Source organism: Rheinheimera sp., assembly GCF_037442345.1.
Lineage (GTDB): Bacteria > Pseudomonadota > Gammaproteobacteria > Enterobacterales > Alteromonadaceae > Pararheinheimera.
Window position 1 is genome coordinate 1 of the sequence record NZ_JBBIQL010000008.1, and the last position, 24,505, is coordinate 24,505.

General features: G+C 54.2%; 22 protein-coding genes. 12 read left to right on the top strand and 10 right to left on the bottom strand.

Annotation, left to right across the window (positions count from 1 at the left end; genetic code table 11):
* The coding region (locus WKJ04_RS05980; protein WP_337879581.1) for a hypothetical protein at positions 1 to 196 on the top strand (196 nt) is incomplete at its 5' end.
* A gap of 281 nt (positions 197 to 477) precedes the next feature.
* Here the strand turns inward: WKJ04_RS05980 and WKJ04_RS05985 are convergent.
* The 3 genes from WKJ04_RS05985 to yfcC all read right to left on the bottom strand — a co-directional run bounded on the left by WKJ04_RS05985 (position 478) and on the right by yfcC (position 6,173).
* Complete coding sequence (locus WKJ04_RS05985) at positions 478 to 3,057, bottom strand: TonB-dependent receptor (protein WP_337879582.1); 2,580 nt, start codon at positions 3,055 to 3,057, stop codon at positions 478 to 480.
* A 415-nt stretch (positions 3,058 to 3,472) separates the two neighbouring features.
* Positions 3,473 to 4,654 (bottom strand): beta-aspartyl-peptidase, encoded by a 1,182-nt coding sequence (gene iadA, locus WKJ04_RS05990; RefSeq protein WP_337879583.1) that lies wholly within the window; start codon positions 4,652 to 4,654, stop codon positions 3,473 to 3,475.
* 25 nt (positions 4,655 to 4,679) lie between these two features.
* On the bottom strand, positions 4,680 to 6,173 hold the full coding sequence (yfcC, locus tag WKJ04_RS05995) for a putative basic amino acid antiporter YfcC (RefSeq protein WP_337879584.1): 1,494 nt from the start codon (positions 6,171 to 6,173) through the stop codon (positions 4,680 to 4,682).
* Between the two features lie 250 nt (positions 6,174 to 6,423).
* Between yfcC and WKJ04_RS06000 the strand changes: the two genes are divergently transcribed.
* Both WKJ04_RS06000 and WKJ04_RS06005 read left to right on the top strand, forming a co-directional pair.
* A complete protein-coding gene (locus WKJ04_RS06000) occupies positions 6,424 to 6,633 on the top strand; it encodes a hypothetical protein (RefSeq protein ID WP_337879585.1) in 210 nt (69 codons plus the stop codon).
* 16 nt (positions 6,634 to 6,649) lie between these two features.
* Positions 6,650 to 8,344 carry a cyanophycinase gene (locus tag WKJ04_RS06005; protein ID WP_337879586.1) on the top strand — a complete coding sequence of 565 codons (1,695 nt, stop codon included), beginning with the start codon at positions 6,650 to 6,652 and terminating at the stop codon, positions 8,342 to 8,344.
* Here WKJ04_RS06005 and hxpB read toward each other — a convergent pair.
* The gene (gene hxpB / locus WKJ04_RS06010; RefSeq protein WP_337879587.1) at positions 8,328 to 8,999 is read right to left on the bottom strand and encodes a hexitol phosphatase HxpB; all 672 of its coding nucleotides are present in this window, start codon (positions 8,997 to 8,999) and stop codon (positions 8,328 to 8,330) included. The genes WKJ04_RS06005 and hxpB overlap by 17 nt on opposite strands.
* A gap of 145 nt (positions 9,000 to 9,144) precedes the next feature.
* Here hxpB and lepB point away from each other — a divergent pair, with 145 nt between their 5' ends.
* Positions 9,145 to 9,780: a signal peptidase I gene (gene lepB, locus WKJ04_RS06015; RefSeq protein WP_337879588.1), complete on the top strand. Its 636-nt coding sequence runs from the start codon at positions 9,145 to 9,147 to the stop codon at positions 9,778 to 9,780.
* 48 nt (positions 9,781 to 9,828) lie between these two features.
* Here the strand turns inward: lepB and WKJ04_RS06020 are convergent, their stop codons facing one another.
* The gene (locus tag WKJ04_RS06020; protein WP_337879589.1) at positions 9,829 to 10,803 is read right to left on the bottom strand and encodes a PHB depolymerase family esterase; all 975 of its coding nucleotides are present in this window, start codon (positions 10,801 to 10,803) and stop codon (positions 9,829 to 9,831) included.
* Positions 10,804 to 10,959: 156 nt separating this feature from the next.
* Here WKJ04_RS06020 and WKJ04_RS06025 point away from each other — a divergent pair, with 156 nt between their 5' ends.
* Both WKJ04_RS06025 and WKJ04_RS06030 read left to right on the top strand, forming a co-directional pair.
* Positions 10,960 to 11,721: an MBL fold metallo-hydrolase gene (locus WKJ04_RS06025; RefSeq protein WP_337879590.1), complete on the top strand. Its 762-nt coding sequence runs from the start codon at positions 10,960 to 10,962 to the stop codon at positions 11,719 to 11,721.
* A complete protein-coding gene (locus WKJ04_RS06030; RefSeq protein WP_337879591.1) occupies positions 11,721 to 12,245 on the top strand; it encodes a 2-amino-4-hydroxy-6-hydroxymethyldihydropteridine diphosphokinase in 525 nt (174 codons plus the stop codon). The genes WKJ04_RS06025 and WKJ04_RS06030 overlap by 1 nt, the downstream gene beginning before the upstream one ends.
* Here the strand turns inward: WKJ04_RS06030 and WKJ04_RS06035 are convergent.
* Positions 12,126 to 12,818 carry an SDR family NAD(P)-dependent oxidoreductase gene (locus tag WKJ04_RS06035; RefSeq protein ID WP_337879592.1) on the bottom strand — a complete coding sequence of 231 codons (693 nt, stop codon included), beginning with the start codon at positions 12,816 to 12,818 and terminating at the stop codon, positions 12,126 to 12,128. The two genes, WKJ04_RS06030 and WKJ04_RS06035, sit on opposite strands and share 120 nt — an antisense overlap.
* Before the next feature lie 167 nt (positions 12,819 to 12,985).
* Here WKJ04_RS06035 and WKJ04_RS06040 point away from each other — a divergent pair, with 167 nt between their 5' ends.
* The 4 genes from WKJ04_RS06040 to gpt all read left to right on the top strand — a co-directional run bounded on the left by WKJ04_RS06040 (position 12,986) and on the right by gpt (position 17,139).
* The gene (locus WKJ04_RS06040; protein ID WP_337879593.1) at positions 12,986 to 14,602 is read left to right on the top strand and encodes a methyl-accepting chemotaxis protein; all 1,617 of its coding nucleotides are present in this window, start codon (positions 12,986 to 12,988) and stop codon (positions 14,600 to 14,602) included.
* A gap of 135 nt (positions 14,603 to 14,737) precedes the next feature.
* Positions 14,738 to 15,937, top strand: coding sequence for a phosphopentomutase (locus WKJ04_RS06045; RefSeq protein ID WP_337879594.1), 1,200 nt, complete (start codon positions 14,738 to 14,740; stop codon positions 15,935 to 15,937).
* A gap of 12 nt (positions 15,938 to 15,949) precedes the next feature.
* On the top strand, positions 15,950 to 16,654 hold the full coding sequence (gene deoD / locus WKJ04_RS06050) for a purine-nucleoside phosphorylase (protein ID WP_337842614.1): 705 nt from the start codon (positions 15,950 to 15,952) through the stop codon (positions 16,652 to 16,654).
* Positions 16,655 to 16,665: 11 nt separating this feature from the next.
* Positions 16,666 to 17,139: a xanthine phosphoribosyltransferase gene (gpt, locus tag WKJ04_RS06055; protein WP_337842615.1), complete on the top strand. Its 474-nt coding sequence runs from the start codon at positions 16,666 to 16,668 to the stop codon at positions 17,137 to 17,139.
* A gap of 26 nt (positions 17,140 to 17,165) precedes the next feature.
* Here the strand turns inward: gpt and WKJ04_RS06060 are convergent, their stop codons facing one another.
* Positions 17,166 to 18,041, bottom strand: coding sequence for a TIGR00730 family Rossman fold protein (locus WKJ04_RS06060; RefSeq protein WP_337842616.1), 876 nt, complete (start codon positions 18,039 to 18,041; stop codon positions 17,166 to 17,168).
* 107 nt (positions 18,042 to 18,148) lie between these two features.
* Here WKJ04_RS06060 and WKJ04_RS06065 point away from each other — a divergent pair, with 107 nt between their 5' ends.
* Positions 18,149 to 19,555: an MBL fold metallo-hydrolase gene (locus WKJ04_RS06065; RefSeq protein WP_337879595.1), complete on the top strand. Its 1,407-nt coding sequence runs from the start codon at positions 18,149 to 18,151 to the stop codon at positions 19,553 to 19,555.
* A 16-nt stretch (positions 19,556 to 19,571) separates the two neighbouring features.
* Here WKJ04_RS06065 and WKJ04_RS06070 read toward each other — a convergent pair whose 3' ends face one another.
* Both WKJ04_RS06070 and WKJ04_RS06075 read right to left on the bottom strand, forming a co-directional pair.
* Entirely contained in the window at positions 19,572 to 20,732 is a 1,161-nt protein-coding gene (locus WKJ04_RS06070; protein WP_337879596.1) for a chorismate mutase, read from the bottom strand.
* Positions 20,733 to 20,898: 166 nt separating this feature from the next.
* On the bottom strand, positions 20,899 to 23,247 hold the full coding sequence (locus WKJ04_RS06075; protein ID WP_337879597.1) for a penicillin acylase family protein: 2,349 nt from the start codon (positions 23,245 to 23,247) through the stop codon (positions 20,899 to 20,901).
* Between the two features lie 59 nt (positions 23,248 to 23,306).
* Between WKJ04_RS06075 and WKJ04_RS06080 the strand changes: the two genes are divergently transcribed.
* Complete coding sequence (locus WKJ04_RS06080) at positions 23,307 to 23,951, top strand: cytochrome b/b6 domain-containing protein (protein WP_337879598.1); 645 nt, start codon at positions 23,307 to 23,309, stop codon at positions 23,949 to 23,951.
* A gap of 16 nt (positions 23,952 to 23,967) precedes the next feature.
* Here WKJ04_RS06080 and WKJ04_RS06085 read toward each other — a convergent pair whose 3' ends face one another.
* Entirely contained in the window at positions 23,968 to 24,420 is a 453-nt protein-coding gene (locus WKJ04_RS06085; RefSeq protein ID WP_337842621.1) for a cytochrome c, read from the bottom strand.
* Positions 24,421 to 24,505: the final 85 nt, after the last annotated feature.

The window sequence follows — 24,505 nt, forward strand, 5'->3', positions numbered from 1 at the left end:
TCCGGGTCTGGGCACCATCCTTCGGATGAACAGTGAAAAAGCCAGCTTCATGCTGGCTTTTTGCTTTCTATTGATCAGACCCTACATCTTCGATAACGGCCTGCATCCGTGCAGGCCGCCCTGCGGGCCAGCTGAAGCTGTTCTGGTTTGCTCCCGGCAAACCTTGGTCCGGGTCTGGGCACCATCCTTCGGATGAACAGTGAAAAAGCCAGCTTCATGCTGGCTTTTTGCTTTTTTACCATTCAGACCCTACATCTTCGATAACGGCCTGCATCCGTGCAGGCCCGCCCTGCGGGCCAGCTAAAGCTGTTCTGCTTTGCTCCTGGCAAACCTTGGTCCGGGCCTTTGCACCCTCCTTCGGATGAACAGTGAAAAAGCCAGCTTCATGCTGGCTTTTTGCTTTTTAGGCTGTGAAAGCTGAAATTCAGCTTGCTTGGAAAAAAGAGGCCCGAAGGCCTCAAACTCCCAGGTAAGAAATCAGAATTTCACGCTGTAACGCAGGGTCCAGGTAGCACCGTACCAGTCGTGTACGGACGAGGCGTAACCATTGGTCGGTGACGAAGCGTAGGGGGGTTCTTTGTCCGTCAGGTTGCGCACACTGAACAACAGACTTTGATTGGCGTTGATGTCATAGCCCAGGCTGGCATTGAAAATCAGCCAGGAGTCGAGGGTTTCATTGTCAAACTTAAAGTCACCGTCGCCTAAAGAGCTGATGTAATGCGCTCCCAGGCTGGCAGACCAGTCCTGTCGTGACCACTCAGCTCCAAAATCGGCGACAAAATCAGGGCGGGCAATTTCATTGGCGCCGCTCAGTTTGCCCAACAGATCTTCTTTCGGGGTTTCAGCATTCAGCTGCCGCTCGTACGACAACGTCTTGGTGCCGGAAGCGTAGAGTTTAATGTCGCCATAAGACTGGGTGGCAATGCGGTAATCCAGTTTAAAGTCGATACCGTCTGTTTCCTGTGCCCCTACGTTAAAGAAGCCAGTGCGCAAGAAAGTTAAGTCACCGCCTGCATCCAGCACACAACCAAAAGCAGTGCCCAGTTGGGCAATGCTGTCCACTACAGGGGCTGAGCCGTTGACACAGGCTTTTAAGGTGGTGTTGGCGTCCACATCCACAATGTCTTCATGGGTGTAGCGCCAGTAGTCGACGGTCAGGTTCAGATCATCAGTCAGGTTCCAGGACAGACCCAGATTGACCGCCTCAGATTGTTCGGCATCCAGCCCCTGGTTGCCGATGGTTTCCTGGTCCAGTTCCAGTTCACCCAAACTGGCGCCCGCAGTGCCACAGAGTGCATCGAAGGCTTCACCTGCACCGCAGTTAATATAGGCGGTGCCTAATGAAGTGCCTGCCCCCAGTTGCGATAGGGACGGCGCCCGAAAGCCAGTGCTCCAGGAGGCGCGCAGGATCAGATCGTCGGTCGCACGAAAACGGGCTGACAGTTTCGGATTGACGTCGCCGCCAAAATCGCTGTAGTGGTCATAACGCAGAGCACCTATCAGGTCGAGTTGTTCTGTCACGGGCAGATTAAATTCGGCATAAGTGGCGTATTGCGTACGGTCGGCGGCGGCGTCGCTGGCGCCCAGGTTAAAGACACCGTCATTCACGGCAATCTCTGACGGGCGGTCGAAGATGTCTTCGCCACGGTATTCGGCACCAAAGACGGTACTGACCGTATCAAACAGCGTGCCATTTAAGGTGAAATCCAGTGAATACACTTCGGATTCCCCCAGCCTTGGCGCCGCTTCACGCAAGGCTGCGATTTGCTCTGCACTGTTGCCCGCACCCAGATCAAAGGGATTAAACTGGCCATTGGCGAGGGCCGCAGCGACTTTATCCCGGCCCATATAGCCTGAGACATGGGTAATTTCATTTTCGGTTTTGCCGTAGATGGCTGCGGACTCCCAGGCCCAGTCGCCCAGTTCTCCACGCAGGCCAGCCAGCAGGCGGTAACTGCTGGTGTCATAGTCCTGAATACGCATTTCAGGGAAGCGGGAGCGCACGCGGATTTGGTTCTGCTGCCCGTCCTGCGCATCAATAGCCCGGGCCCATTGCGGCACCAGGGCCGAACCTGCGGACACCCGCACATCAAAAGCGCCCGGGGCGTCATAGGCGGAGCCGGTATTGTGCTGGTACATGGCTTCGGAGAAAAACTCCCTGTTGTTGCCCAGCTGTGTCACATGGTTCAGTGTCAGTCCCAGGGACTCGCTGTCTGGCTGAATAGCGCGTTGGGTGACATAGTCGTACTGACAGCGGCTGCCACCATTGCTGGTCGCATCGCCACACCAGGGTTCGGCGTAGTCGCGGCCATCAATAGTCACGCGGGTGCTGGAAAGCAGGGTCACATTGATGGGGCGGTCGTGGTTAAACAAGGCATTGCGGTCGGCGTAATCGACCACCAGAGTGGTATTGCTGTTGGCGGTGGCAAAACCACCTGTGTAGGTCAGGTTGGTTTTGGAAAAGTCGCTGCTGGCAAAATCATCACCGTATGACACTGATACTTCATGGCCTTGCATGTCTTTTTTCAGAATAAAGTTGATCACCCCGGCAATAGCGTCAGAACCGTACACGGAGGACGCTCCGTCAGTCAGTACTTCCACCCGCTCCAGTGCTGACAACGGAATGGAGTTGACGTTGACAAAGGAGTCAAAGCCATTTGAAAACGAATCCACGGCCACGCGACGGCCATTGACCAGCACCAGAGTGGAGCTTGAACCCAAACCACGCAGGCTGACGCCAGCCGCACCAGCCGGTGAGCCATCGGCCCCCCCTACGGCACCGTTATCGGTAAAGGTACCGGCGCTGGATGCCTGTGGCAGGTCACGCAAAAACTGGCCTATGGATTCATAACCCCGTTTTTGCAAATCATCTTTGCTGAAAATTTGCAGCGGATTGGCACCTTCCATATCCACCCCCTTCAGACGGGAGCCGGTGACCTCAATTTTTTCCACTTCAGGTTCTGCAGGTGCGGCCTGCTGAGCCTGCAGCAGTGCAGGGCACAAAGCCAGCAAGCTGGCGGCGGAGAGTTTATTCAGCTTCATGTTGCTTGTTAACATCGGACGTTCCTCTGGATTGACTGTTGCCTGCTGGCAATCTGTTGTTTAAATCGGGCAATGCAGCCACTAGTCAGAGAACGGATCTGTTCCGGGTGAAATCAGCACGGCAAAACGCCACAAAGGCCTGGGCCGCAACGATTTGCAGTTTACTGGTTAAGTCTGATCAGAAATGAAGACGTAAACAGTCTGTCTCTGCTACTGGCAGAGACAGACTAATTATTGAACCACTCGGAAAGGTAATAGGTAGAGCAATAGTAGCTACGCGGGTTTGCAGCACAACGTTGCATATTGCTCTCCTGTCAGTTGAAACATTGAAATCTTATTTACGTTGGCTGAAGCTTCAACAGAAGTCAAGCCGGTTTTTTTCAGCTATAGCACAAAGTATGTCACCTGTTGCGTCAACAGGCCCCGGTCTTCACCTTTCGAAGGTGCCTTTTACCAGGGGCAGGCCTTGCTGCACCAATAACCGCCCTTTGGCGAGCACTGAATCAATTTGTAAATCATCGGCGCGCAACAAGACCAGATCGGCATCCAGACCAGTGGCAATGCGGCCCTTTTGTTTCAGACCCAGCACCTGAGCCGGAGCGGCGCTGATGCTGCACAAAGCCTGGCTCAGTTCCACCCCATGGTCGGTGACTGCCTGTCGTGCGGCCTGGAACAGGCTACGCACCTGACCGACTTCAAGCCCAAGCAGCTCGCCATCGCTGCTGTACACCGGCAGGCTGGCGTTGCCGTCGGAACTCATGGTCAGCTGCATTGGCGCAATGCCAGACGCCAGGGCTTCGGCCAAAGCGGCGGCGGCGGCCACTTCGCCATGCTGTAAATCGTAAGCCGTGGTGCTGGTGGTGAAGTCGATGACGCCCCCTTTACGTGCAAACTCCAGGCCTGCGTCAAACACGGCTCTGTTGCGGTTCATATGGGTGGGGTAAAACTGCTGAATTCGCAGCTCAGTACCAGCCAGAGCCTGATAAATCGGCTGCAGTATGCGCTCGCCGGCCCCCATATGCACACTGACTACCCCGCTTTTGCCGGCGAGCATGCCGCCGACCCGGGCGGCGGCCGCTACTTTGCGAATTTCCTCAGTGGTGGGCTGGGACGAGCGATGGTCGCTGATGGCAATTTCGCCAACCCCGATAAATTTATCGATCAGGATCAGATCATCGGTCACAGAGCCGGTCAGGGTGCGGCACGGCACCTGATACGAGCCGGTGTGGCACCAGGTGCTGATGCCTTCACTGTCCAGAGCATGGGCTTTGGCGAGCAGATTGCTCAGAGTTCGGGTGGTGGCATCGGTGCCCAACACACCTATGGCCGTGGTGACGCCGCCGAGTGTGGCGTCTGTCAGTTGCATTTCCGGGGTGCGGGTTGCAAAACCGCCTTCGCCACCGCCGCCGATAAAATGCACCAGGGAGTCGACAAAACCCGGCGCCAGAATCTGGTCGCTGCCGTCAATGACAGTGACAGGCAGGTTGCTGCCTGCCAGTAAAAAATCCTGTCCCAAAGCACAGAGTTTACCGCCAGCAATCACCAGGTCCTGCCGGCCCAGCGCGTTGGGGGCGTAGATTTGGGCGTTTTTAATTAAAATGATGGAATTCAACGAATTATCCTCAGGCCAATGTGATTTATTGGAAATCGATTAACACGGCAACCAGCATGGTCAGGCTGGCGAGCGCAAAAAGCCACAGCTGCAGGCGCCAGACAAACTTCAGCCAGACGGCCCAATCCAGCCGCACAGCCCCCAAACAGCCAATCAATGCGGCGGAGGTGGGGATAATGCAGTTGGTCAGGCCATCCCCCAACTGAAAGGCCAACACGGCAATTTGCCTGGACAACCCAATCAGGTCTGATAAGGGGGCAATCAGCGGCATGGTCAGCGCCGCCTGGCCTGAACCGGACGACACAAAAAAGTTAATCACGGATTGGATGAACAACATCAGCCAGGCTGACAGGTACTCCGGCAGGCCAGTCAGCAAAGCGGCTGAGTGGTACAGCAGCGTATTGAGGACCGAAGGATTCTCCGGGCTGTCGCCGCCGAGGAGCAGGACCATACCTTTGGCCATACCGACGATCATGGCCGCTGGTAACAGCTCGGCCGCACCTTGTTTGAAGCCGTCTGCGGCTTCATTGACCGTCATGCGTTTGCCCAGTACCGCCACCAGAGCAATCAGAATACCTATGGTAAAAAACTGGCTGGCAAGCTCTGGAATGTAATACTGGCGGCTGGTGACGCCCCAGACAATCCAGGCTAAACCTGCGAAAAAGGTCAGCAGGATCAGGCTGTCCAGCCGGTTGAACTGGCTGCTGACACTGAGCTGGTGTTGCGTTCTGGCCTGCTCATCCGAGGCAAAACTCAGGGAGCTCTGTGGTTGTGCTTTGATTCTGGCGGCATACCTCATGGTAAAAATGGTGCCAAACAAGGTGAAGCAGAACCAAATCAGCAGGCGGAATTCTTTGCCGGAAAACAGCGGAATGCCAGCAATGCCCTGAGCGATGGCGATATTAAAAGGGTTCATCCAGGAGGTGGCAAAACCAATTTGAGTCGCAACGTAGGTGACCAGCACAGTGGTGATGGCGTCGTAGCCTAAGGCCAGCATCAGCGGCCAGAGCAGAATACAAAAGGCGATGGCTTCTTCGCCCATACCAAATACAGCTCCGCCCAGCGAAAATAACAAAAACAGGCAAGGGATAAAGACAAATTCCATCCGGCGGGTTTTGTCGATCAGCGCGACAATGCCATGGCTGACGGCGCCGGTTTTCATCAGAATGCCAAAGGCGCCACCGGTCAGCAGAATAAAAACCATCACTCCTATGGCAGAGCCCCATTTGTTACCGGACACCATGCCTTCAAAGGCGTAATTGAAAAAACCAATGCCACCGCCCTCGGCAAACAGCGGCACGCCGCCACTGTCTTGAGGGGCCAGACGAAAACTGCTTGGGTCAATTTTGGCTTTGGGTTTAACGGCGCTGTCACTGCTGGCCGCTGGTTCCAATAGCTCGAAGGAACCTGCCGGGATCAGGTAGGTCGCCAGCGCTGCCAGCAGCATAATAAAAAATAAAATAACAAAAGCATCCGGCATCGCGACTGCTTTGGTCTGAACGGAGGTTTTTGTGTTCATCATCCTGTCCTGTGGGCGGACATCAAACGGGGCGCAACACGCATACAGCGTCAGCAGCCATCTGATCATCCTGTCTTGGTGTAAATAAAAAACGTAAGAAAACGGCAAGACGCCGGCATTCACCCAAAGTGAAGCTGGTGTCTACTCGTTAAACCACTCAGAAAGGTAGTAGGACGAGTAGTGATAACTGCTCAAACTAAACGCGTTTTTCAGCATATCGCTACCAAAAAGTCAGGCCCGTGCCGGGCAAGTGGCAGAAGAATCCCTGTTTTTTGCTTTGATTGTCAAGTCGGGTTTCAGAAAAAAAAGTGCTGGATTTTTACACGGCATTGGTAGTAGTTGTAAAAAAACAGCAAAAATTCAGCAGGGATTTCTCAATGATTCGCCGATTCAAAACCCGCCTCAGCCGCAGCTGCCTGTTGGGGTGTTTTTCTGTATTGCCGCTGCAGGCTGCAGATAATTTCCCAGATTATTCAATGGTTTTGGTCGGAGGTGGCCTGAGCACTTGCAGCTCGATGACTCCGTCGTCCTGTGCAGGTGACCCCAGTTTTGACGCGGCAGCGCTGCACCAGTTGTCTTACCGCTGGAGCCTCGAGGCGCAGCAGCGCATTGCAACCTGGTCAGGCTGGTCCGACCGGCGTGCCAGTGTGAAACAACAACTGCTCCAAGGGTTAGCCCAATTGCCCAAGACGCCGCAGGCATCAGTACTGACGAAAGCAGAGTTGCTTCGCCTGTTGGGCGACGAGCTGGTGGCCCAGCTGTCAGATGCTGAATTCAATCTGCTGTTGGATCAGCTGGAACAGCCGGCCTGGATCTCGCCGGATCAGCCCGGCGCAGGGCGGCAGCGTGAACAGGTTCGTCTGACCGATAGCAAAGATAAATTCAGCGTGGAAATCTACAGAAAAATCGTTGAACAGGCAGCTAAAATCAGTAAAAGGCCAGGTAAGCCCAAGCTGCTGGTGTTGACGGCTTCCAGTCGGGATCCCTTTGCAGCCGTCGACTTTTACCTGGAGCTGTTTCGTCAGGCCGGTGCTGAGGTGGAGTGGCTGCCGCTGAATGCCGCCTGGCAACAGGCTCAACAAAGCGCCACGAATGACAAGAATGGCTGCCAGCAACTCGACCAGTATTTGGCAGAGCTTCATCAAAGCTACCGCAGATCCGCGGTTTACCCGGATTTATACCAGCAGTTTCAGCAGTTCTGTATGGCAGGTTCTGCAGCCGCTTTGGACAACATCCGTGGGGCGGATGCGTTGTTTTTTAACGGCGGCAACCAGAGTCTGACGCTGGCGGCCTTTTTAAAGGAAAATGGCGAAACCAGCGCCGAACTTGCGCTGATCAGACAACAAGTGGAGCAAGGCCGGCTGATAGTGGCCGGTACCAGTGCCGGTACCGCCGTGATGGCCGGAGGCACCTGGCAAGGGCAGCCGGTGCCGATGATCAGTAACGGCAGCAGCAGGGCGGCCTTGCAGTTTGGCGCCGTGGCCGCAGCGGCACCGGATGAAGGCTGTGACATCGACCAGTCCTGCCCGGCAGGACTGAGCAGCGAGCACCTGACCTACCGGCCTGCTGGAGGTTTGGGGCTGTTTCGTTATGGGGTGCTGGATACGCATTTTTCTGAGCGGGGGCGGCAGGGGCGTTTAATGCAGCTGCTGCAGTCGAGTGGCAGCCAGTATGGCTTTGGTGTGGACGAAGCCACTGCTTTGCTGGTCGGCTGGCCACAAGGTCAGCCTGAGCAGGTCCGAATGCGGGTTACAGGGGCTGCCGGAGTCTATGTGCTTGCACAAAAACAGGACAACACTGAAGGCGAGCCGCTGGTCATGACCAGCCATTACCTGAGCCGTGATGATGAACTGCAGTTGAACAAGGGTCAGTTACGGATAAAGTTTGCTGACTGGAAACAGGCCCGTCCGGTGGCAAAACAAAGGGCTGCTACCACAGAGCTGCAACGGCTGGACTGGCTGCAACACGACCAGTACCGACAGCTGGCCGGCCAGTTTTGTCAGACTGGCCAACCCGAGCTGCAGGCGCAGGAACCAAAGACGGGTTATCTGCTTAGCTTAAAGCTACAAAGCCAGAGTCAACTGGCATTTGGCCAGTATCAGCGCAACAGCCAGAGCACAGGTTACTGTTCCTATCAGGCGGTGCAGGTGCGGATCAGCCAACAGCGCTGAGCTGCAACCACTGGGCAGGCTGAGCAGGTAACTCATGGTAACTGCGGATTTTGGTCAACGCCTGCTGGTAGTCGGCTTTGTGCCAGTGATGCTCAGCCGGCAGCGCAATGACCCGCATTCCTGCTGCCAGCGCCGCGGTCATGCCGGTTACGGAATCTTCAAACACTAAACAGTCGCGGCTGAGCACACCCAGTCGCTGTGCCGCCAGATGATAGATGTCTGGCTGGGGTTTGCCCTGGCTGACCTCTTCAATCGAGCAAAGCGCCTGAAAATAATCACGGATTTTCAGATGATCGAGCACAGTGTGCATCAGTGTTGCCGGAGAGTTGGTGGCGACGGCCAGCGGAATATTCTGCGCCCGGAGCCGATCGAGCAGTGGTAATAAACCGGATTTAGCCTGGCCCCGCTCCAGCACAGCCCGGGCGACATAATCAATCACCGCCTGCTCAGCTTCGGCCAGCGTCATGCCTGTCCAGGGACTGTGTGCGTACCAGAGGGCAGTCACGGCTTTGGTACTCATGCCCGCCGTTTGCGCTGTGATTTCGGGCGGCAGTCGAACCCCCAATTGCTGAAAGATATGTTGCTCTGCTTCTGTCCAGTAAGGCTCAGAGTCAATCAGCACTCCATCCATATCGAAAATAACCGCATGCGGCATTTTGTTCTCCTGCTGTCTGCTCTGTGGGGCCATTTTAAAGGGAGGAACAGAGGCTGGCAAAATCTGGTAACAATTTCGTGCAGGCGGCTGCGCAACTAAATGCGCAGACAGCAGCCAAAGTTCAGGTCTTTACAGGAGAATTTTTATGCAAAAGGTAAAACAGTTCTGGCGTGAACATTGGGCTTTTGTGTTTTGTATGGCGCTGATGTTTGTGTTTCGAAGTGCCGTCGCGGATTGGAACCATGTGCCGTCCGGCTCCATGCAGCCCACCATCAAAGAAGGTGATCGTATTCTGATCAATAAACTGGCCTATGATATCCAACTGCCATTTACCGGGCATTCGTTGGTCAAACTGGCGGATCCACAACGGGGCGATGTGGTAATTTTTGAATCGCAAGCGGCCAACAACAGGCTGGTGAAGCGGGTGGTGGGTATGCCGGGCGATTGGGTGGAAATGCGGGATAACGAGTTGCGTATCAATGGTCAGGCTTTATTGTACCAGCCAGGACAAGGTGCAGACTGGCAGGAAAATTTACTTGGGGTGAAGCATGCTATTCGGCTAACCAAACAGGATCCGGGTTTCTCCAGCTTTGACCCGCTGCGTATTCCCGCTGGTTTTTATCTGGTGTTGGGGGACAACCGCAACAATAGCGCGGATTCGCGGGTGATTGGTTTGGTGCCACGTCAGGAAATTATTGGCAGAGGCGAAATGGTGGTGATGTCCTTTAATCCGGATCACTATTATTTACCGCGCAGCGACCGGTTTTTTGTCGCTTTGTAAGCCAGACAACCAAGGCACAGCGTGCTGTGCCTTGCGATATCAGCGACATCAGCCTTTTAGTGCCTGGGCCAGTTTGACCACTGCCTGAATTTGCGGCCCTTGCCGGTTTGCGTAATCTGCATTGGTATAGCCCCACCAGTCCCAGCAGCCCTGCGGGTTCAGCGGCATCAGCTTCGATGCTCTGGCCTGCGGGTAGAGCACCACCAGCTTATTGCTGTCGGCGTGACGGTTAAAACCGGCCCGCTCCACATAGGCCATCTGCACCGCTTCAACAGCCTGATTGCAACCATGAAAGCTGATATGCAGCCGGCAACTTTCACCTTCGGCGCAGGCTTTGGGAATATAGACATACCCCTGCTCCGCCATGGTCGCTGCGGCGTCACCGGCAATTTGGTGTTGTGCCAGCGGGTACACCTGGCCTGTCGCTTCAGTGGTGGCGGCTTGAAAGCCAGGCAGGATAAAGGCCAGGGCTTGAGCGGCAGCATCATAGTTGCAGTTGCCCAGATAAGGTGCTTCGGAGGTTGCGCAGTCGGACCCGGCATTCAGGGTGGGCATATGGTGAGCAAAGGGCTTGTCAGACACATAGCTCAGCTGAGCGGCAGGCAGCCACTGCTGGTATTGTTGATACAGCCCGGCTGCTACGTCAGGGTGAATTTTTTGGTCTTTGTTGCCATGCAATAACCAGACTCTGGACTGAGCCAGTTGGGTTTTACCTGCAAGTTTTCCTTGGGTCATCCAGTCGTTCAGTTGTTGATTAATGGCATCGAGTGGGATTGCGGAATCGACTTTGTGAATGCAGTGATCCAGTGCCGTCAGCAAGTTATTTTGCGCGCAGTACACCGGACCGGCGGCCACAATGGCTGCACCTTTGACCCAGTCGGCGTGGGCCAGATGAAACTGGGCGGCCATGTAACCACCACTGGATAAACCGGACACAGTGGTCTGGCTTAAATCCAGCTGCAGTTTGGGCAACGGCGCCGCCTGTACTGAGCCCAGCAACAGGGCAAAAGCTAATGTTTTCATGGGGTGTCCTTTTTTATACCTTGGACTGCAGTGATACGCTGTGACGCAAAAAAAATCCATAGCACTTAGGTACAGCATCATTTTCGGTTTTTTCGTAGCCACCTGTTGGTGATACACTGCCAGCCATTCTGCAGACGCCCGTGAACGGACGCACAAGTGACAGCACTAAACGAATTACTGATCCTGGGCTGTGGTCATTCCGAAGCCGACACCCTGTTTAACAACAATGCCCTGGTGTGCACCGCACAGGGCAACCTGCTGTTGGACTGTGGTTACACCATTAAACCCGCTTTGTTTGCCCAGGGGCTGACCCTGCAGGACATTGACGCTGTGGTGATCACCCATGTGCATGCCGACCATGTGTTTGGTCTGGAACGGCTGGCCAATGAGGGACGCTATAAATTCAAACGCAAAGTCCGGCTTTACCTGCAGCCACAGCTGTATGACGAGTTATGGCATCAGACATTAAAAGGCTCGTTGGGACGCAATGGTGAAGGCCAGTGTGAACTGGATGACTACTTTGACGTGTGCTGGATTGAGCAAAACCAGTTTGAGTTCGCCGGTAACCAGTACCGGCTGCATCCAGTGACACACACACCGGGCAAAGCCTGTTTTGGTATTGAAATTAATGGCTCGGTGTTTTACAGCGGCGACACCCTGGTGCTGCCGGAGCTGCTGGAACAGTTAGCTGTGCAGTGGATTTTTCATGACTGCACGCTGGCCGACTGGAACCCGGTACATGCACCCATCTCCAGCCTGTTACAGCACTACCCCGAAGCATTGCGCAAACGAATTTTTCTGATGAGTTATGAGGACCACTGGGCTGGGTTTTCAGAACTGGTGGCCCGGGAGTTTGCCGGGTTTGCCTGGCAGGGCCAGCGGCTTGATCTGAACCGCCTGAACGGAGCAACGGGCTGATGCTGTATTTGTTGTCGCTCGGCTGCAATATTGCGCCAGAACACAACACGCCTTTGGCGCTTGAACATCTGCTGCTGCGCTATCACAGCTTGTTCTTGTACTCAGGCGTCTATACGGAAGCTTGTCTGGTCGAGTCCGACAGGCGTTTTATCAATGCTTTATGCTGGATTTTTACGGACGAAACACCTGAACAGCTGAAACAGCAGTTGTGTCGGATTGAAACCTGGCTGGGCAGAGACAGAGCAGACCCGGACCGCAGCAAAAAGGATCGCAGCTGTGACCTGGATATCCTCTGGGCCGGGCACGAATTTAACCCTGACTGGCAAGCTGTACTGACCGAGCCCTACCTGGCAAAAGTGCTGGCACCAGACAGTGTGAAAGCTGAGCTTTGGCTTGGCTCCCTGTTACTTCCCCAAAGCCCGGCCGCCATCTATTTTCAGGCTGAGGCCGGTGACAAATGGGTTATCGACCAGAAAACGCACGCCTTTGAGAATTGGCTCGAAACCTGCCTCAGACGCAATTAAGGTCTGTTGTAGCACCTGCTGCTTCTCCTCTGCACTGTGTTCAGGTAAAAACTGAATAGGGCCGGGCTGAATGCTGTTGACCCGGACTGCAGGTGCATACGCTTTGGCGGCAGACTTCATCAGATTTTCGAGCCCGGCTTTGCTGCTGCAGTAAAGCGCAAAAGCCGGATTTGGATTGTCGGCATAGATATCTGTGATATGGATAATATTACCGGCACCACTGGCCTGCAGTAATGGCAACAACTGCTGGTTCAGCAGCGCCGGCATTTGCATATGTATGGCAAACAACGCCTGATAAAAGCCAGCCAGATCCTGCTGATGAGCCGCATCTTTTTCGAACAACGAGGCGTTATGGATCAGCAGGTCCACTCTATTGAACTGCTGTGCCAGCTGCTCCGTTACCTGCAACACCGAACGGCTGCACTGATAATCCACTTCAAACTGAGTCATAAACTGCTGCGCCGGATTGTGCTGTCGGGTCAGGCCAACCACCCGGTAACCCGACAGGCTTAACTGTTCAGCTAAGTAGGCGCCTAAACGCCGGCTGGTTCCGGTAATGACTGCAGTTTTCATCCTATCCTCTGTGGTTGTGCTGGCTTGGGGCGACAGGTTCAGCGCATCTTAAAAGTCCTGTCCTGATTTTTCTACAAAGATTTTGCGTCAGGTGCTTTTGCGAAAACTCATTCTGCTATCAATACTTAGAGTTACGTAGTTTTTTCAGCCAATCAGTGAGTTCCATTATGAATCTTCATAGTATCCGGGTTAAAAGCAGTTTACCTATGCTGATCCTTGCTTTGACTTTAATTGTGGTGGTGTCTTTGTTCAGCTACCTGTCGTCGATGCAAAGCCGCGCACTGGATTTACAGGCAGAGAATTTCCTGAAAGCCATCTCAGTGGTACTCAATGCAGACCGGGATTTGTACCAGGCCAAGCTCGCCAGTACCCAGCATATGGCGAAACAGGGAGACGCTGCAGCCCTGGAGCAGGATTTTGCAGACAATGCGGCTCAGGTGAAACAGCGGTTTGGCGACTACCTGAATTACTTGCGTATGTATCCGGAGATTGCACAGCAGTTCAATCATTTTGACAGTCGTTTCCAAAGCTGGCTGACGGCAGGAGAGGCCTTATTGCAGGCCAGCCGTGCAGGGGCTGTGCCTGCAGAACTGCAGCAGCAGGAACAGCAGCTGTTTGCAGAGTTACGGGATGTACTGGATAAAGCCGGCGAAGCGGCGCTCAATACCTCTATTGCGGAACAGACGCAACTGACCGCCGATATCAACCTGTTTCAGAACAGCAGTTATGGCATCAGTGCGCTGATTTTGCTGATTGCCGGTTGGTTTAGTTATGCGGTGCCAAAATCTCTGACCGATCAAATCAACCATCTGACTTCCCGCCTGGCAGAAATTGCCTCGGGCGACGGCGATTTAACAGCCAGGCTGGATGCCAGTTCCAAAGATGAATTTGCGGATTTGGCCGCGCAGTTTAATGGCTTTGTCGCCAATCTGTGCCAGCTGATTGCTTCGGTGCTGCAACAAGCCTCTCAGTTGAGCCAGCTGACCTCTGTGCTGTCGGAGTCGGCTCTGAAAACCAATGAAATTACCAAATCGCTGAATGTGGCATCCGACTCTATTGTCAGTGCAGTGCATGAGATGACGCTGGCCAACAAAGAAATGGCACAGGTGGCTACGGATTCCGCCCACGAGGCCGATGAAGCCAGACGCAATGCCGAAGCTGGCATTGTGGTCGTCAACAGTGTGACAGAGCGGATGAGCAAACTGACGCAGGACGTCGATCTGGCCCTGGCCTGTTCTTCGGAGCTGGAGCAGAGCTCTGGCAATATCGCCTCGGTGCTGGATGTGATCCGTGGTATTGCTGAGCAAACCAACCTGCTGGCCCTGAATGCGGCTATTGAAGCCGCCCGTGCCGGTGAGCAGGGCCGGGGTTTTGCGGTGGTGGCCGACGAAGTAAGGACTCTGGCGTCGCGCACCCAACAAAGCACCAACCATATTCAGGAGATGATCCAGACCTTACAGAGCCGGGTCAGTGAAGCGTCCAGTGCGATCAACAGCGGCAAAGCCAATGCAGACCGCACTGTCAGCAGTTTTGCTGAAGCGGAACAGGTCTTTGTGCAATTGCAGCAATCGTCCCTGCGGGTAAATGATATGGCAACTCAGACGGCTTCTGCGACTGAAGAGCAGGCGCTGGTGTCGGAGGAAATTACCAAAAACCTGTATGCATTGCATGATCAGGCCAGTGCCGCCGGCGATATTGCCCGTAACAATGATCGGTTATCGTCGGAAATTAAGCAGTTATCCGATACTTTGTTTGGTCTGGTCGGTAAATTTAAAATCAGTTAACAAAAGCATTCACAAATTCATTGCGAACAGGGCACATTTTGCATAAGCTGCGTGCCCTTTTTAATTTTTACTGCTTGTTGCAGGGGCGTTTGGGCCCCATTGAAGCAGAGTAAAAAGCAATCGAGGTACGATGTCATGAAGAAGGCGGTGATTCTGGTTCTGGACAGTTTTGGTGTTGGCAGTGCGCCGGATGCAGCCTCGTTTGGCGACGCCGGGGCCAATACTTTTGCCAGCATCAGTAAAGCATTTTTTGCAGAGAAGGGCCGTCAACTGCAGTTGCCGAATCTGGCCCGCCTGGGTTTAGTCAAAGCAGGTTTGGCGGCCAGTGGTGAAATGGCGTTGGTGGAAGACAGTGCAGAGATCTCTGGCAGTTACGGCTTTGCCCGCGAGTTGTCCAGTGGCAAAGACACACCCAGTGGTCACTGGGAAATTGCCGGCGTTCCAGTGTTATTTGACTGGGGCTATTTTCATGACAAAACCAACAGCTTTCCTGCCGCATTAATCGATGAGCTGGTGCGCCGCACTGGCGTGCCCGGCATTTTAGGTAACTGCCATGCTTCGGGCACCGACATTCTGGTGAAGTTGGGGGATGAGCATATCCGTAGCGGCATGCCGATTTGTTACACCTCAGCCGACAGCGTGTTTCAGGTGGCCGCTCATGAAGAGCATTTTGGCCTGGAGCGGTTGTACCAGTTCTGTGAAGTCGCGCGAGAGCTTTTGGACAGCTACAACATAGGCCGGGTGATAGCACGGCCCTTTCTTGGCACTGCGGCCGACAACTATGCCCGCACCGGCAACCGCAAAGATTATTCGGTATTACCGCCAGCTCCGACAGTGCTGGATATGCTGACCCAGGCCGGAGGCACAGTGATCAGTATCGGAAAAATTGCCGATATCTATGCTCATCAGGGCATCAGCAAAGAAGTCAAAGCCACTGGGCTTGCCGCTCTGGTGGATAAGACCTTGCAGGAAATGGCGCAGGCGCCGGACCACAGCATTGTATTTACCAACCTGGTCGATTTTGACCAGAATTATGGCCATCGCCGTGACCCTATTGGGTATGGCGAAGCGCTGGAGTATTTTGACAGCCGGTTACCGGAACTGATGGCGGCGCTGGATCCGGATGCTGTGATGCTGCTGACAGCCGACCATGGCTGTGATCCGACCTGGCCCGGGACTGAGCACACCCGTGAATATGTTCCTGTGCTGTGGTTCAATAAATTCCAACCAGCCCGTGAGTTGGGTGAACGTCAGAGTTTTGCCGATATGGGCCAGACGCTGGCAGATTATTTTGGGCTGCAGCCTCTGAGCTATGGCCAGTCATTTTTAAATTAATTCAGGACTCTTATGGCTACTCCTCATATCAATGCGCCCGAAGGGGCTTTTGCAGACACCGTATTAATGCCGGGTGATCCGCTGCGTGCCAAACATATTGCTGATACCTTTTTAACGGATGTGCAGCTGATTAGCACAGTACGCAATATGTATGGCTACACCGGCACTTACAAAGGCAAAAAAGTCAGTGTGCAGGGTTCTGGGATGGGCGTTCCTTCCATGTCGATTTATGCCACTGAGCTGGTGAAGTTTTATGGCGTGAAAAACATTATCCGTATTGGCTCCTGCGGCGCCTTGCCACTGGATGTCAAAGTGCGTGATGTGGTGATTGCGATGGGCGCCAGCACCGACTCGATGGTCAACCGCAACCGTCTGGGCGGCAACCTGGATTTTGCCGCTTTGGCCGATTATGGTCTGCTGGAAAAAGCCGTGCAGGCGGCCCGTGCCAAACAAATTCCGACCCATGTCGGTAATGTGTTTACCTCGGATCTGTTTTACAACCCGGATCCGACGCTGTTTGACCGTCTGGAAAAATACGGTGTGCTGGGTGTGGAAATGGAAGGGGCCGGCTTGTATGGTGTGGCCGCCGAGTTTGGTATCAAGTCACTGGCGATCATGACGGTCAGTGATCATATCCGTACCGGCGAAGCCTTAAGTGCGGAGCTGCGCCAGACGTCCTTCAACGATATGGTCGAAATAGCGCTGGAACTGATTTAAGGAGCCTTGCAATGTCGCTGACAAGCAACAAAATGTTTTATGTGTCCTGGGAAGCCTTCCATCGTGCGACCAAAGAGCTGGCAAAGAACCTGCTGGGCCGTGAGTTTGACAGCATAGTGGCGGTCAGCCGTGGCGGTCTGGTGCCAGCGGCTATTCTGGCGCGTGAGCTGAATATCCGGGTGGTGGACAGCATCTGTGTGTCCAGCTATGACCATGATCAACAACGTGAGCTGACCATACTGAAAAATGCCGCATTGCGTGACAGCCCACGATTGCTGGTGGTGGACGACCTGGTGGATACGGGGGAAACCGCCAGGGCATTGCGTGAGTTATTCCCGACCGCCTGTTTTGTGACTGTGTATGCCAAACCCCAGGGCAAACCCTTGGTGGATCTCTATGTGACGGACATTGAACAGGACACCTGGATCCAGCTGCCCTGGGATATGGAGCTGGCTTACAGCACTCCGCTGGCCGAACAGAAATAACCCACAAGGCCGCTTCGCGGCCTTTGTTACAACTGATAGCAGCCACAAATTGCCTGCCAGGCTTGCTCCGGGCTGTCGACAAATTGGATCAGTTGCAAGTCGTCGGCTTTGATCAATCCTTCCTCGACCAGCATGTCAAAATTGATTAACCGGGTCCAGAAGGCTTTATCGTACAAAATCACCGGCACCTGACGGGCTTTGCCGGTCTGCAGCAGCGTTAAAGTTTCAAACAACTCATCCAGGGTGCCAAAACCACCAGGAAAGGCGACCAGAGCGCGGGCCCGTTGCAGGAAATGCATTTTGCGAATGGCAAAATAGTGAAACTGAAAGCAAAACTCAGGGGTGATGTAAGGGTTTGGTCGCTGTTCATGCGGCAGCACTATATTCAGCCCTATACTCTGGCCGCCCGCTTCGTAAGCACCACGGTTTGCCGCTTCCATCACGCCAGGTCCGCCTCCGCTGATCACCATCACAGCGTTTTCTGGGTGTTGCCTGCTGTGTTCGGTGACCAGGTGCGAAAAACGACGGGCAGCATCGTAGTAGCGGCTGTTCTTCTGATCCCGCTGTGCCTGACGTAACTGCTGCAGTAGCCTGCTGTCGGTGGGCGTTGCTGCCTGCCGGGCCTGAGCCTGCTGCAGGTTTTCTGCGGCCTGCTCCGGCGATAAAAAGCGGGCACTGCCGAACACCACTATGGTGGCCTGCACCTGATACTGTTCCATAACCAGTTGCGGTTTGAGGTATTCCAGCTGCAGACGGACATGGCGCAATTCGTCCTGCATCAGAAAGTCTTTGTCACTGAAGGCCAGCCGGTAGGACGGATGGGCCTGCAGGCCCTGGCTGTGTCCGTCGGCTTCGCTGGCTGAAAGCAAATGACGCTGGTGCAGTAAGTTGCTGTCTGACATAAGGGCTCCGTCAAAAATTCAGAAATGAATCAATACTTTGATATAGGCTAATCTTAAGCGTTCAAAGCTGGGTTATAACAATCTCTATCACCAACAGGGAGATAAGTATGCCATTAGATGCCAGTTTGACCTTTTATGGTGCCGCTGAACAAGTCACTGGGTCCTGCTATTTACTGCGTATAGGTGCCAGACGGGTGTTGCTGGATTGCGGCATGAGTCAGGGGGCCGATCAAATTCGGGAATGGCACAAATTCAGTTTCCCGTTCCGGCCAAAAGACATTGATGCAGTGATCCTGTCCCACGCCCATATTGACCACAGTGGTTTGTTGCCGTTGTTGGTGGCGCGCGGTTTTCGCGGAAAAATCTGCTGCACTGAGGGCACCGCTTTGTTGCTTGGCGTCTTGCTGAAAGATTCAGTGCAGCTGTATCTGAAAGATTTGGAATGGCAGAACCGCCAGCGCGCCCGTCAGGGGAAAAGTTTACTGGACCCGGTGATGGCGGTGCGTGATGTGGTGCAGGTGCTGGAGCAAACGCAGCCGGTTGGTTACCGGCAGAAGCACAGTGTCACCGAAGACATTGAGCTGGAGTTTCTTGACGCCGGCCATATTCTGGGGTCAGCCATAGTACAGCTGCAGCTGAAGAACGGTAAAGCCAGCCGGCGGCTGGTATTTTCCGGCGATTTGGGCAATCCGGCGACGGTGCTGATGCCTGACCCAAGCAAGGTCGCGATGGCCGACATAGTGCTGATGGAGAGTACTTACGGGGACCGCAACCACCAGCCATTGAACCGCACTCTGGATGAATTTGCAGAGGCTTTGGATAACGCCTACGCCGCAGGTGGCAATGTGTTTATTCCGGCTTTTGCGCTGGGGCGCAGTCAGGAAATTCTGTATTACCTCGGCTTGCTGTACCAGCAAAAACGGCTGAAGCAGAAAATGGTGGTGCTGGACAGCCCGATGGCCATTGAGATCACCAAAATTTATTCGCGCCTGATGGATGAGTTTGACCCGAAAGATACCAGGCTACTGGAACGTTACGGCGCCAGGGATCTGCAAAGTTTCCTGCCTGTATTGCGGTTGTCTGCTACAGCCGAGGAGTCGGCTGCGCTGAACCGCGTCAGTTCTGGCGCTATTGTTATTGCCGGTTCCGGCATGTGCAATGGCGGGCGCATTGTGCATCATCTGAAGCACAATTTATGGAAAGCGGCGAATCACATTATTTTTGTTGGTTTTCAGGCGCAGGGCACCTTGGGCAGGCAATTGGTGGATGGGGAAAAACGGGTCCGGCTTTTTGGTCAGCAGATTGCAGTGAAAGCGCAAATTCATACGATTGGTGGCTTTTCCGCCCACGCGGGTCAAAGCCAGTTGTTAAGCTGGGCCAGTGCTATTGGCGGACAACCGCAGTTTTATCTGGTGCATGGCGAGCCGAAAGCGCAACAGGCGCTGCAACAGCGGATGCTGGAGCAGGGCCTGCAGTGTCAGATCGCGCAAAAGGGGCAGAGCATTCCACTCTGACTCAGCAGAATGGAGCTTAGCTGTGTGGCGGCAGGGTTGGGCTGATATCTTCACTGGGGTAGCAGCCCAATACTTTGACAAAGCGGGTGATCCGGTTCAGTTCATCCAGCGCTCTGGTCATCGCGTAGTCATTCAGATTGGCGTACACATCCACATAAAACATTTCTTCCCACGGGTTGCCCGGAATAGGCCGGGATTCCAGTTTACCCATACTGATGCCATGTTGTTTCAGTACGGTCAGTGCATCCACCAAGGCGCCCGGCTGCTGGCCCGTATACATGATAAAAGTGGTTTTGGCCGGAATGGCTTTATCCACCTGAATGGCTTTACGGGCCACCACAATAAAGCGGCTGACATTGTCTTTCTGGTTCGCCAGGCCACGGCCTAATACCTCCAGACCATAAAGCTTGCCGCCTTCTTCACCGCCAATAGCGACCACAGCTGGGTCCTGCGCCTGGCGTACTCTGTTAAAGGCGTCGGATGAGGCGTCACAGTACTCAATTTTTACACTGGACAGCCCCTGCAGGTACTGACTGCACTGGGCAATCACCTGAGGGTGGGCGCAAATAGTGCGGATTTTACTGAGTTCAGTGCCGGCAATGCCAAGCAGACAATGCTCTATCGGGTGTGTCAGCTCGCCGACAATAGACAAACGGGTGTGCTGCAGCAGATCATAGACTTCATTAATGCTGCCGGACGAGGTGTTTTCAATCGGCAGCACGGCGTAATCGGCATGGCCGGTTTCCACCGACTGCACAATTTCGTTAAAACTGTCGCACCCAATTTCAATCAGAGTTTCAGCGCGGCGGGTAAAGTACTTCTGAGTCGCCCAGTAACTGTAAGACCCCTGTCGGCCAAGGAAAGCAACCCGCGCCACAGGGCCATTGGCCCCATTGAGCTGGCCCTGCACTTTGGCCTGCTGCTGCAGCACAGAGTCTTCAATAATCACATGGTAAATTTTGGTGATGTATTGAGCGTCCAGACCCAGGCTTTTGCCTTTTTCAATCAGGGACACCAGCAGTTCCTGCTCACGTTTCTGATCGCGGATAGGTTTGTTTTGCGCCAGTTTGGCGTCGGCAACAGAAAGCGCGAGCTGACGGCGGCTGGACAGCAGTTGCAGCAGTTGCTGATCGGTACTGCTGATATCCTTGCGGATTTGGTCTAAATCATGACTCATGGTGTTGATCCTTTGGCAAAAAAAAACCTCCCACTGGGGGAGGTTTTCAGGTTTATCACGCGCGCGCGACTTACCGCCTCCCCGTTGGGGTGGTAAAGAGGCGAAAAAAGCGAGCGGTTAAAATTGTTTTCATAGTCAGCAAAATAATCAGTCTAGACGTCTAAAGTCAAGCTTTAGGTTCAATCTTTAATAAATAGGTGGTTTCCCCAGGCAAAAAGCCCAGCCATTTTTCGTGTAACCAGAAGGCGTGATCGGCCTGATAAAAAGGCGATAACGGGTGACCAGACTGGCCCGCCGGGATCACCAGTAAACCATCTTCTTCATGGCCGGGAGACACCACCATCCGCTCAGACTGACCATGCACCTTGTTTTGCACCCGCGGCATATGACTGTCGCCGTTCATTGGCATGGCCGGCATATTCAGCCAGTCGCCCAACACAGGAATGGCCGAACCCAGCGGATGATTAATCTGACTGGTGTTCAGCGCGCCCCAGGTGGCCTGTGCCAGGTTGCCCTGTTGTTGTTCCAGCGCATTTTTACTGTCCAGCACAGCGCGTTGCAACAAGGCTTTCCAGCTGTCAAAGCCGGCAGGTACTGTATCTGGCCGTGGCTGCTGCAACAGCGCCCAGGTTGCGGTTTCCAGTGAAAATTTCAGGTCGCGGCCACTGAGCCGGTTTTCTTCCAGCAGTGCAGTCAAAGAGGCAAAGGCCAATTCAATAGTCTTGGCCCGGAAAGAGCGGACCAGGCTATAGCCAACCGAACTGATACTGGCTGCGCTGGCATCTTTCATTACATAGTCCCGGTACGCGGCCAGTTGATGCTCTGCAATAAAGTCTGGAGTGAGCACCTGGTTCAGTAGCAGCTGTTGCCAGCGGGCCAGCATCAGCGCTCTGTGATCGAGTTGAATTTGATGCAGGCTTTGTTCGGAGTGTTGTGCCTGAGCCGTCAGGCCATCCCGGATTTGCTGGCCCCTGGCGCCAAGGTCGTAGCCGCCATTGCCAATCAGCGCTAACTGCTCGCCCCCAATCATCCGGCTGTTGGCTGTCCAGAGCTGGCCTGATTGAGGCTGCAGAATGGTGGGGTAGGCTTTGGCGTTATGGTAACCCATCCAGCGGTTTTTCCCTGTGCTCCAATCCTGTGGAGTGTCCATGTCGGTCAGTTGGCGCTCAGGCAGGGCTCCAATCAGGGTCCAGCCAATCACGCCCCGGTCATCGGCCACCAGCAGGTTTTGGGTGGGCACCCCCACTGTGGTGGCAATTTGTAACGCAGCTTTGGCGCTGTCAGCCTGTTCCAGTTGCAACAAATTAAAATTGGCGCCCTGCGGGTCATGAGCGACCCAACGCAGCGCATAACCGGCAAAAGGTTCTGGCATGACGGGGCCCCAAATGGTTTCTTTGTATTGACGGACCAGATCAGGTTGGCCTTTCACCTTAATCACTTCATTCTGGTACTTAAACTCCTGCCAGCCATCATCGGTTTGGTAGCGTTCGGCGTTGTCATCCAGTTTCAGTGCAATCACATCAGTCCAGTCCGCTGTGCTGTTGGTAAAGCCCCAGGCAATACTGCCGTTACTGCCCGCCACCACCGCCGGTGTGCCGGGCAAGGTGACACCCGCCACCCATTTGGTTTTGCCTTCTTGTTGCCATTGCAACCGGGCTTTGAACCAGGTGCCAGGCACCCGGATCCCCAAATGCATATCGTCGGCCAGAATAGCGCGACCGTCGGCAGTGCGGCTGCCCGCGACGGCAAAGTTATTCGAGCCAATGTCGCGGCTGTCAAACAGACCACAATCTGAGCAGGCACTCTGTTGTTTCAGTACAGCCGGGTAGGGGCTTGCTGGCAGAGGGACAGCGGTCACTTCGGAACCATCCATTGCAGCCTGCCAGTCGGGGCTGTGCTGCATCAGGAATTGATACCAGTCTGCGGGCAACTTCTGTTTTATCAAGCCCATCGCCAGCTCGTCTTTGCCTTCGCTGCCCTGTAAATCGAGAAACATGCTGTACAGCACCAGAAACGAATCGGCTGGAGACCAGACTCTTGGGCTGCTTTGCAACAGCCAGTATTCGAAAGGCGGCAGGCCCAGTTGGTGTAAGCCTTCGTTCACCCCTGCTGTGTAGCGGTCAAGCAGCTGCTTTTGCTCGGCGGCCAGCGCTTTATAACCAAGTTCTGCCCTGTGTCTGAAGCGATGCATCCGGCGTTTTTGATCCAAATCCAGCGCCATTTCACCAAAGAGCTCTGACAGCTCCCCTGCGGCGTTGCGGCGTAATAAATCCATCTGGAAAAAGCGTTCCTGCGCATGGCTGAAGCCCAGTGCATACGAAGCGTCGCTGCGGTTTTGTGCCGAAATGCTCAGGTAACCCTGGGCGTCTCGGCTGAGCTCGACCTGGTGTTCAACGGCACCCTGGACCAAGCCGTCGTACTGGGGTTGATTTGACTTCAGTGCCAGGTAAAGTGACAGCAGGCTAACTAAAGCCAAACTAAATAACGAGAGCAGGATCCATTTCAGCCAACGCATAGGTTTTTGTATCCAATCGGTTAAAATCAAAGCCTTATCATAAAGAGGGTGATCAAAAGATGAAAGTGGTACGGGTCTGGGACAAGGCGGTGCGGTTTTATCACTGGAGCCAGGTGTTGCTGCTGGGCGGGCTTTGGTGGACCGCAGAGCAGGGCATGATGGAATGGCACCAGGTGCTGGCATACAGCCTGGCCGCTGTGTTGCTGGCTCGACTGGTCTGGGCATTTGTTGGCAGCGAAACGGCACGCTTCAGTCATTTTGTGCAAAAACCGTTTCAGGCGCTGAGAAACTGGGATCAGGCTAAAAAAGGTCTGGGTCACAAAGGTTTATCTGCTTATATGGTGCTGGCGCTGATGGTGCTGATGTTGCTGCAGTTTGTCAGCGGTCTGATGACGACGGATGATGTCTTTACTGAAGGCCCGCTCTACAGTGTTGTGCCTTCCGGTCTGGCGTCTCTGGCTGGCTGGTGGCACCACAATGGCTTTAATCTTCTGCTCGGTTTTATTGCCATTCATATCGCAGCGGCGCTGCTGCATGCCGTGCGGCGTGACGGAACTTTTGCGGCCATGTTTACAGGTAAACAACAATCTGAGATGCCTCAGCCGGCAGAAAAACCTTTCTGGGCCTATCTGATCCTGGTGGTGCTGATCCTGACAGTATTTGTCTGGTGGCAGGGGCCGCTGTTTCAGCAGACCCTGCTGTAAGGCGGAGCTCCAGCCCTTAGTCGGCTTTGTACTGGTCGTGACAGCCTTTGCAGTTTTTGGCAAAGGCCATCACCGCAGGTTTGATTTGATCCAGTGAGCCAGACGCGGCAGCGGTATTCAACGCCGCTGCATCGGCCTGAAACTTCTCCGCTTTTTGTTTAAAATCCTGCAGGTTCTGCCAGATTTCAGCTTTGGCTTCACTTTTGGCTTTGTCGGCGCCCGGTACTTCAAACGCTTCCCAAGGAAGGCTGGTCAGGCTGGCCAATGCGGCAGCACGGCGTTTGGCGCGCTCGGCATCAAAAGGCACCTGACCTTTCACCATGTCACCTATATCGGCAAAGTTATGCCGGATCAGCTGAAAACTGTGCTGGCGGTAGCTGACCGCATCTTCAGCATCAGTAAAAGCGCTGGCTGCCAGAGCACCGGCAGATGTAGCGGAAAGAGCAACTAGAAATAACAGATTTTTCATTGGCTTGATTCTCATTTGTTGGAATTTGATGCAATAATGAGTGCAGTCACCTGACCCGCATGCATTGAGCATTACAGTTGGCAAC